This is a genomic window from Enterorhabdus sp. P55, from assembly GCF_009911695.1.
Taxonomy (GTDB): Bacteria; Actinomycetota; Coriobacteriia; order Coriobacteriales; family Eggerthellaceae; genus Enterorhabdus.
The window spans coordinates 1-9,776 of record NZ_QWKK01000087.1 but is presented as its reverse complement, the minus strand read 5'-3'; the positions used below and the strand labels follow the sequence as shown (position 1 = coordinate 9,776).

Sequence of the window (9,776 nt, the reverse complement as noted above, 5' to 3'; positions counted from 1 at the left end):
GTCCTGCGCGCCCGATGCCGGCTATCGCTGCGCGCTCGGTTCTGCGCTCCCGGGGTTCGCGGCGGCCGTCGCCTCCTGCGCCAGCCCGCTTCGCGCTCCCCGTCGCCAGGCCGCGTGAGCGCGTGCCCGGCGCCTCCGGGACACGCGTCGGCCGTCGACCCTGCGCCCCGTGCCAGCCCGCCGCGCGCTTCTCGCCGCTCACTCACGCGAGCGTGCGCCCTGCCCCCCCGGGGGCGTCGGCCGTCGCCGCGTCCCCGCGTCCGGATCCCCTCCCTCGGGGTCGGCGCCAGGCGTCGCTGCTCCTCGTTTTCTGCCGCAGTCCGCTGCGCACGCTTCGCCGCCGATCCGCGTGACGGGACGCCCTGCGCGCGGCTCGCCCCCTCCGCTGCCAAACCGCCCGCAGCGACTTCCCGGCGCGCTCTGTGCCTGGGCCTTCCTCATCCCTTACGTCTTCGTCATCTTTCTCCCGCGTCTCGCGGGGGCTGCTATGCTGGCTCGCGGCCGGGCGTTTGCGCCTGGTCGCGTCGGCGAGGGCGAGGAGGGCCTCATGGGCATGGTCAAGCGCTTCTTGGGAAGCTACAGCGAGAACTTCGCCGTGGCTTTGGGCCTGTGGCCCTTCATGTCGCTGGCGCTCACGCTGCCCATCCTGGCCTACCTCTACCATCGGGACGGGCGGCTGCGGCTGGGAACGGCCGTCGGCGCCTACCTGACCGTCCTCTACGGGCTGGGGCTCGTGTGTCTGACGCTCTACCCGCTGCCCTCGGGCGACTCCGGCCCTGGCATCACCTACGGCATCCCGCCGCAGCTCAACCCGCTCGCCTTCGTGGGCGACCTACGGCGGGAGGGGGTGGCGGCCCTGCCTCAGATTCTCGCCAACGTCGTCTTCTTCGTACCCCTCGGGTTCATCGCGGGGCGCCTGTTTCGCTGGGGTCTGGCGCGCACCGCGCTGGCGGGGCTGGCCGTGTCGCTTCTGGTGGAGACGGCCCAGCTCACCGGCGTGTTCGGCATCTACGCCTATGCCTACCGCACCTTCGACGTGGACGATCTCATCTACAACACGGCCGGCGCCCTCGTCGGTTGGCTGCTCGCCGCCGCGGCGGCGCGGGTGCTGCCGCCGGACGAGGAGGCGGGGCCGGTGCCGGTGACCGACGAGCCGGGCTTCGTGCGGCGGATGGTGGCGCTCTGGATAGACTCCCTGGTGATGGCCGTGGCATGGGTGGTGCTGGTGTCTGGCGTGCAGGCGCTCGCCTCGGCTGTCGGCGCCAGCCGGGGTGATCTCCCCGGCCCGCTCGGCGACCAGCGCTGGATGCTCCTTCTGGGCGCGGTCGTGCTCGTGGTGGTGGAGGGCGTGGTACCGGCCCTGCGCGCCGGGCGCACCCTCGGCGGCGGGTTCGTGCGGATGACCTGCGAGACGCGCCCGCGCCGAGGGTGGCGCCGGGCGCTGTTCTACGTCGGGCGCCTGGTGGTGCTGGGCGCGGTGCTGGCGTGGCCGTTCGCCGGCGTGCCCCTGGCGGCGCTGTTCTACGCCCTCGTGCGCCAGATGCCCTACGACCTGCTGCCCTAAGGGCCGCTGGACCGTGTCGCGGGGAGCGCCCGGCCGGCCTCGGGCGGGCCGGCGGCTCGCGTCGCGGAGGGCTCCCTCTGCGGTTTCGGGCGCGGCGGCAGGCGGCCTCGGGGCGAGGCGCCGTGGCGCGGCCTCAGGCGGTCTCTCGGCGCGACCCGCTACAGGGCCAGCGCGTAGATCTGACCGGCGCCGTAGAGCTTGCCGAAGTGGTACTTGTCGCTGGCGGATTCCTCGCTCACGTAGACGAGGCCGCCGTGGGACTCGATGCCCTCGGTCATGGGCGGCGCAGCCACGTCCTCGACGAGCGAGCGCCCGTCCAGGCAGTAGAGCGGCACGTCTGCGAGGGGGTCGGGCGCGCCCGCAGCGCCGGCGCTTCCGCTTGCGGCGCCTCCGTCCGCGGCGCCGTCGGATTCCCTCCCGTCCGCCAGCGCCGTGGCGGAAAGCGTGCCGTCGGGCTCGAGCGAGGCGGCGTCGTAGACAAGCAGGTGCGACGTGGCCAGGCCGAACGACTGCGAGAGCACGATGCCGCCGTCAGGCGTGGCGCACACCCCCTGGATCATCCCCGGGATGGAGTAGGCCGCCGCCGGCTCGGCGGCGAAGCCCCACTGCGCGGCCGGGTCGGCGGGGAACGCGAACATGAGCGAGGGGTTCTCGGTGCCGTCGGGCGTGGTCATGCGCCAGCTGGCCGGCGTCTCGTAGTCGCCGGGGTGGTAGAACGCGCCGGCATACATGATCTCGCCCTCCACGTTCATGAACGAGGGGGAGAACCCCAGCTCCACGCGCCCGAGCACGGGCACTGCCTGATCATCGGGCGCGTCGGCGACGGAGGCCTCGTCGGTGACGAGATAGCCGCCCTCGCAGGCCACGTAGACGCGCCCCTCTGCGCTCGTCACCGCCGAGCCGTGGCCGTCGTAGAGGCTGCCGTCGGGAAGGCGCAGGAACACGCGCGTGACGCTGCCGTCGGCCGCGCGACGGTAGAGCGGCGAGGGCGAGCCGTCGGCCTGGTAGCCGCTGAAGAGCCAGGTCTGGCCGTCGTCGAGGCAGTCGAGGTCCTGGCAGACGAAGCCTACGCCCGCGCCGGGGATGGGAAAGGCGCGCTCGGCGCGCTCGTAGAAGGGGGCGAAGGCGACGCGCACGTAGCCGTTGACGCCGATCACGGCCGCGACGCCGAGGGCGACGATGACACCGAGCGCGATGAGCAGCGCGCGGGCGGGGCGCGGGAGGGGTGATGCGGGCTTGGCCATGGGGCGCTTCCTTTCAGACGGCGGAGGGGACGCGTCCGCACCCCCGCGGAGAAGCGTAGCGCTGCGGATCGCTCACCGGCCCCATCGGTCATGTAACCGTGACTTGCCCGCTCCCGATTGCGCGCGATAATTGAGGGGGAAGGTAAGCGCACGCCCGGCTCGCGCCCGCGGGATCCCGCCCGCCGGTTCGGGCCGGCTGACGGGCATCCGGCGGTTCGCCCGGGCCGCAGAGCCCGCGCCCGCCGACGCGCCGCTCGCGGGGCTCGCGTTTGGCCTGAGCCGCGAGGCTCGCCGGGCTGTCGGCTCGCGGGGCTCGTCGGCTCGGGGCCGCGCTTCCGGTGCGCTGGCTCACGGGACTCGCCGGCCGTCGAGTCGTCGGGCGGACGAGTGTTTCACGTGAAACACTCGTCCGCCCCCGCGCGAGCGTTGGGCGGTGCGCCTGCGCTCGCCGAGCTGGCAGCCTGTTCGGCTCGCGGGGCTCGTGCCCACCGGCTCGTCCGGGCGCCCGGGTCGTCTGCTCTGCGTCCGTCAGGCCCTCGGATGGCCGGGTTGGGGGACTTGCCGGGTCGAGGACTTGCGCTCGCGGGTTCGCCGGGCCGTCGGGTCGTCGGGCGCGAGTGTTTCACGTGAAACACTCGTCCGCCCCGCGCGAGCGTTGAGCGGCGCGCCCTCCGCTCGCGCGGGCTGCGCGACGCCTGCCGCTGGGCCGTGCGCTGGGCAGTCCCTTCGCTGCGGTTCCCATACGAAGGGACGGTTGCGTTTTATACCACAAGTGGGGTATTATGACCCCTTCGAACGTCGGCATCGAGGAGAGGGGTAGGCATCCATGGGCAATATCGGGCGCGTGCTCAAGCGCGACCTCCTGCGCCTCCTCAAGACGCCTCCCGCCCTGGTGGTGGTCGTGGCGCTGCTCGTGCTTCCCTCCGTCTACACCTGGTACAACGTCATCGGCTTCTGGAATCCCTACGACAACACGGGCAACCTGCGCGTGTGCGTGGTCAACCAGGACGAGGGGGGCTCGTCCGAGCTGACCGGCGAGCTGCACGTCGGGGACATGATCGTGGAGAAGCTGCACGAGAACGACCAGCTCAAATGGGACTTCACCGATTATGACGACGCCATGGCCCAGCTGGACTCCGGCCAGGCCTACGCCGCCTTCGTCATTCCCCCCGACTTCACCGCCGACCTGCTCACGCTGACCACCGGCGACTTCACCCAGCCCGCCATCTCCTACTATGTCAACGAGAAGGCGGGGCCGGTGGCCCCTAAGATCACCGATGCGGGCGCCACCACCTTAGACGAGACCATCAACTCCACCTTCGTCTCCACGGTGAGCGACGTGGTGGCCGACTCCGTGGACGAGGCCTACGACCGCTCCCAGGAGGCGGTGGGCGCCTCCCGCGACAGCGCGGCGGGCAAGCTCGCCGAAGCCGAGGCCGCCGTGGCCGGTGCGCGCGAGGCCCTCGGCCGGGTGTCCGAGGCCACCTCCCAGGCCCGGGAGCGCGCCGATGCCGCCCGCGCCGAGCTCGACCAGGCGCGGACGTCCGTGGACGCCGCCGCGCGATCACTCGCCGCCGTGGGGGATCTGACGGCGCGTACCCAGGAGGGGCTGGGCGCCTTCGCGTCGGCGGCCATGCCGGCCGTGGGCCAGGGGCTCACCGGCATCTCCCAGGCCGCGGCCCGCGCTGACGGGGCCGTGAGGAACCTGAACGAGGCCGTGGCCGGCGCCCAGGAGGGCATCGGCGCCACCATCGGCCAAGGCAGCGCCGCCGTCGAGCGCGCCGAGGCCCTGGCCGCCCAGCTGCGCGCCGCCGCCGAGGCGCTGCCCGAGGATGATCCGCGTTGCGCGCCGCTCGTGGCCGCGGTGGACGAGCTCGACCGCCGCAACGCCGACGCGCGCCAGGCCCTCGGGGCGCTGGGCGACCTCAACGCCGAGGCCGGCTCCGTGTCCTCCGCGGCCGCCTCGGCCTCGGCCGCCCTCGGCCAGGCCGTCGACGCGGCCACTACTCAGGCCGGCGGCTACTCCGACGCGCTCTTCGGCACCACGCTGCCGGCGGTGCAGGGGGCGCTCTCGTCGCTCTCCGAGGCCTCCGCGGCGCTCTCGAGCGCCGTGTCGGGCCAGCAGCTCGTCATCGACCAGGCCAAAGGCTCGCTGGCCCAGCTCGTGTCCACCTTGGACGCGGCCGCCGACGCGGTGTCCCAGACCGACGGCCTCCTAGCCGGCCTCCAGGAGGAGATGGCCCTCGTACGCACCGACGTGATGGCTGTCGGGCAGTCCGACCTGATCATGCGCTTGTTCGGTATCGAAGGGCTCGACGCCTCCAAGATCGCCGACTTCATGGGGTCGCCCACGGACCTGGTCACCGAGCAGCTCTACCCGCTCAACGCCTACGGTTCGGCCATGGCGCCGCTGTTCATGAACCTCACCTTCTGGATCGGCGCCTTCATGCTGCTGGTCATCATGAAGCAGGAGGTAGACGCCGAGGGCATCCCCGGCCTCACCCTGGCCCAGCGCTACCTCGGGCGCTTTCTGCTGCTGGCCTCCATGGCGGTGCTCCAGGCGCTCATCTGCTGCGCGGGGGTGCTCGCCATCGGGGTGCAGGCCGTCAACGCGCCGGCCCTGTTCTTCGCCGCGGCGGTCACGTCGCTTTCGTACCTGAGCATCATCTACGCGCTGTCGGTGACGCTCCAGCACATCGGCAAGGGCATCTGCGTCGTGCTCGTGTTCGCCCAGATCCCCGGCGCCACGGGGCTCTATCCCATCGAGATGACCTCGGGGTTCTTCCAGGCCATCTACCCGTTCTTCCCCTTCACCTACGGCATCGGCGCCATGCGCGAGGCCATCTTCGGTTTCTACGGCACCCAGTACGCCGGCGACCTGGCCATGCTGGCCCTGTTCTTCGTCGCGTTCATGGCGTTCGGACTGCTGGTGCGCCCGCTCATGGCCAACGTGAACCTCATGGTGGCCGACCAGGTGCGCGCCGGCGGGCTGTTCAACGGCGAGCGGGTGGAGGTGCCGCGGCGCCCCTACCGGTTCTCACAGGTGGTGCGCGTCCTGGCTGACCGCGACGTGTACCGCGCGCAGCTGGAGGATCGCTACGAGCGATTCCGCCGCTGGTACCCGCGGCTCATCCGCGGTGCGGTGGTGGTGGGCGTGGCGGTGCCGGCGGCGCTGGCCGTGGTGCTGGCGCTCACCCCGGCGGAGAAGGTGTGGGTGCTCACGTTCTGGCTTGGGTTCATCGCCGTGCTCTTCGTGTTTTTGGTGGTAGTGGAGAGCCTGCGGTGCAGCTTCGAGCGCCAGCTGCGCCTGGGCGCCCTCTCCGACGACCAGCTGCTGGGGCTCTGCGCCGAGCGCGGCTCGGTGACGGGCGGGGAAGCCGTCCCGCCTGCGTCTGCGCCCGCCGCCGCGCCTGCGGTCCCCGACGCCCCGGCCCGCTGGGGCGCGGCCATGCTGCGTGGCGAGGGGGCGGCCCCGCGCGAGGACGCAGCGCGCCGAGAGGAGGATCGCCGTGAATAACATCGCGCGCATCTTCCGCGACGACTGCCGCCGGCTGTTCGCCAACGTGGTGTCCGTCATCATCGCCGCAGGCCTGGTGGTGATGCCCTCCATCTTCGCCTGGTACAACGTCATCGCCTGCTGGAACGTCTTCGACAACACGGGCAACCTCACCGTGGCCGTGGCCAACGCCGATGAGGGCTACCAGAGCGATCTGGTGCCCCTGCGGGTGAACGTGGGCGAGCAGGTGGTGAGCGCGCTGCGGGCGAACGACCAGATAGACTGGGTCATCACCACTGAGGACGATGCCGTGGACGGCGCGCGCTCGGGCCGCTACTACGCGGCGGTGGTGATCCCGCCGGAGTTCAGCCGCGACATGCTGACCTTCTACGCCGAGGACTCCGAGCACGCCAAGATCATCTACTACGCCAACGAGAAGAAGAGCGCCATCGCGCCCAAGATCACCGACCGCGGGGCCGACACCGTGTCCTACCAGGTGAACGAGGTGTTCGCCGAGACGCTCTCGGAGGTGGCCCTCGGCGTGGCGGAGTCGTTCTCGCGCTTGGCCGACGAGGGGAACCTCGACGGGCGCGTGGCCGACGTGGCCGATCACGCGCGGAGTCTGGCGGACTCGGCCGAGCGGGCCTCGTCGGTGTTGGGGCTCTACTCGTCGCTGGCCCAGACGGCTCGCGACTTGGTGGACGGGTCGGCTGCGCTGGCGGCCTCGGCGCGCGCGGGCATCGACGGGGCGTCGGACGCTGCGGGCCAGGGCATCGCCGCGGCGCGCACAGCCGCCAACGCGCTGCGTTCGTCAGGCGCGGGGCTCTCCGACGCGCTGGCGGCCAGCTCTGCGGCCTTCGACGCGGCCGCGGGGTCGGTGGACGGGGTGTTCGACGCGATGTCGGGATCCACGGCCACGAGCGCCGCGCACCTGCGCGAGCGGGCTCAGGCCCTCGACGCCCAGGTGGGCGCCTACCGCGACCTGGCCGCGCACCTGCGCGAGCTGGCCGCCGGCGCCCCCGAGGCCGAGCAGGCGGCCCTGGAGCACGCGGCGCAGGGCATGGACGCCGTAGCCGATCTGGTCGTGTCGATGCAGGGCAACCTGCGTTCGGCCGCCGACAAGCTGGAGGCGGGCGACGCCGCGGCCCAGGCCGACCGCGAGGCTGCGCGCCAGCAGGCTGCCGAGGCCCGTGATCGCATCGACGCGCTGAAGGCCGACTTCGACGAGCACCTGGGGCCCGAGCTCGATCAGCTGGCCGCGGACTCGGCCACCCTGGCCGACGGGCTGGAGACGGCCCTCGGCAAACTCGACGCCGCCGGAGGCGAGCTTGCCGCCTCAGCCGGGTCGGCAGGGGAGTCGCTCGACGCCGCCTCGGCCAAGATCGACGAGGCCGCTGCCGGGCTGGCGGGCGCCGCCTCCCAGCTGCGCGAGATGGCCGACGCCGTGGACGCCGCCCTCGCCGCAGGTGACCCCCAGGCCCTGCGCGACGTGCTCAACGCCGACGCCCAGGCGCTCTCCTCCGCCCTGGCGGCCCCGGTGGCGGTGGAGCGCGTGGCGGTGTTCCCGGCCGAGAACTTCGGATCGGCCATGGCGCCGCTCTACACGACGCTCGCCCTGTTCATCGGCTCGTTGCTCATCCTGGTGGTGGTCAAGCCCACGGTGTCGGCGCGCGACCAGGCCGACCTGCGCGACCCCAAGCCCCGCCAGCTGTTCCTCGGCCGTTTCGGCGTGATGGCGCTGCTGTCGCTCGCGCAGACCACCCTCATGGGGCTGGGCAACCTCTTCTTCCTGCAGGTGCAGGCTGCCCACCCCTGGCTGCTGATGCTGTGCTTCTGGACGGCGGGGCTTGTGTTCACCTTCCTCATCTACGCGCTGGTGGCCGCCTTCGCCAACCTGGGCAAGGCGATGGCGGTGCTGCTGCTCATCGTGCAGGTGACCGGCTGCGGCGGCTCGTTCCCGCTGCAGCTGCTGCCCGGGTTCGTGCAGGCGCTCAGCCCCTGGCTGCCGGCCACCCACGTGGTGAACGCCATGCGCGCGGCCATGATGGGCACCTACGGCACCGACTACTGGGTGCAGATGGGGCAGCTCATGCTGTTCGTGGTGCCGGCTGCGCTCATCGGGCTCGTGCTGCGCCGGCCGCTTGCGCGGTTCATGGCGTGGTACGTCGAGCAGGTGGAGTCCTCGAAGCTGGTGGGCTAGGTCGGGCGTGCCCGCGCTCGCGTCGCGCGAGGGCGTGCCAGGCGGGATGCAGGAGGGGGCGGGCATGCCCCCCTGTCGCCGGGTCGGACGGGAGGAGCAGGGGGCGTTCGCCGGGCTGGGCAGGAAAACGCCCGTTTTGCGGCAAGTGATGAGGAGTTTGCAACCTCTGCTTTCGCGGGAGCGTGGCGGGTGTTGGCGTTTTCCCAGGTCGCTTCTTTCCGGCGAGGCGGAAGACCTCTCGATTTGGGCGGAAATGCGCCCGCGGACGTTGCAAACCCGTCAATGCTTGCCATAATCCGGGCGTTTTCCCACCCGGAGGGGCTGTTGGCCGTGGTGGATGCGCGGCGCGGACGACAGCGCGGCAGGTGATGCGCCCGCCGCGCCGCCGCGGCGTCGTGGCGGGCGCGCTAGATGACGTCGAGCGGATCGCCCGGGGCGAGGGTGCCGCCGGTTATGACGCGGCAGAAGACGCCCTCGCGCGGCATGATGCAGTCGCCCATCTGGTGGTAGATGGCGCAGCGTGCGTGGCACTCCTTGCCGATCTGGGTGAGCTCGAGCTCCACCTCGCCGGAGCGCAGGCGCGTGCCGAGGGGGAGATTGCTCAGGTCGATGCCCTCTACGACGAGGTTCTCGCCGAACGCGCCGTTGTCGACGTCGGCGCCGCGCGCCTTGAAGTCGGCGACCTTCTCGTAGGCGAGCAGGCTCACCTGGCGGTGCCACGCGCCCGCATGGGCGTCGTCGCCGATGCCCCAGTCCGGGCGCAGCTCGACGCGCTCTCGCTCGCTCTTCTGGATTCCCTTGGTCTCGCTCGTGCAGACGGCCCTGATGGTGCCCATGGCGCACTCCTTCGCATGAGGCGATACGTCGCGCGCCACCTCGACGTACCCGGTGCAACCGATATGAGTCCCCCGGCCCGCTGCACGACGGGTGACGAGGGTGGATCCAGGCGTGAGGTGATTATATCACAATGAGAATAATATTCATAAGAGGATAATTATGGGGAACGCGGAGGCATTCGCTGATGACGGGGGCGCAACGGGTTGGTATGCGCCGGGGCTCCGCAGCCAGGGCCGGCGGCCCGCGTCGCTAGAATCAAAGGGATGGCGTGGTGCGACGGGAAGGCGGATGCTATGGCGAAGGCACGGCGGGCGGACGGCGCGCACGACGCGGTGCGCCCCGGCGGGGCGAGCGCGGCGGCCTCAGAGGTCGCGGCGGCCTCGGGTGCGGAGGCCTCTGCGGGCGCGGAGGCCCCGGGCGCGGCCCCCACTCGCG

At 72.0% G+C, this 9,776-nt stretch carries 5 protein-coding genes; 3 read left to right on the top strand and 2 right to left on the bottom strand.

Translation table 11 applies throughout. The annotated features are described in order from the left end of the window. Positions 1-547: 547 nt before the first annotated feature. The gene (locus tag D1643_RS08405; RefSeq protein WP_160710200.1) at positions 548-1,564 is read left to right on the top strand and encodes a VanZ family protein; all 1,017 of its coding nucleotides are present in this window, start codon (positions 548-550) and stop codon (positions 1,562-1,564) included. A 158-nt stretch (positions 1,565-1,722) separates the two neighbouring features. Here D1643_RS08405 and D1643_RS08400 read toward each other — a convergent pair whose 3' ends face one another. After that, entirely contained in the window at positions 1,723-2,808 is a 1,086-nt protein-coding gene (locus D1643_RS08400; RefSeq protein ID WP_160710199.1) for a hypothetical protein, read from the bottom strand. An 826-nt stretch (positions 2,809-3,634) separates the two neighbouring features. On the opposite strand from D1643_RS08400, the gene D1643_RS08395 reads away from it, so the two are divergent. Next, complete coding sequence (locus D1643_RS08395; protein WP_160710198.1) at positions 3,635-6,325, top strand: YhgE/Pip domain-containing protein; 2,691 nt, start codon at positions 3,635-3,637, stop codon at positions 6,323-6,325. Then, entirely contained in the window at positions 6,318-8,504 is a 2,187-nt protein-coding gene (locus D1643_RS08390; protein ID WP_160710197.1) for a YhgE/Pip domain-containing protein, read from the top strand. Before D1643_RS08395 ends, D1643_RS08390 begins: the two co-directional genes overlap by 8 nt. Before the next feature lie 407 nt (positions 8,505-8,911). Here the strand turns inward: D1643_RS08390 and D1643_RS08385 are convergent, their stop codons facing one another. Then, positions 8,912-9,340 carry an MOSC domain-containing protein gene (locus tag D1643_RS08385; RefSeq protein WP_160710196.1) on the bottom strand — a complete coding sequence of 143 codons (429 nt, stop codon included), beginning with the start codon at positions 9,338-9,340 and terminating at the stop codon, positions 8,912-8,914. Positions 9,341-9,776 lie beyond the last annotated feature (436 nt).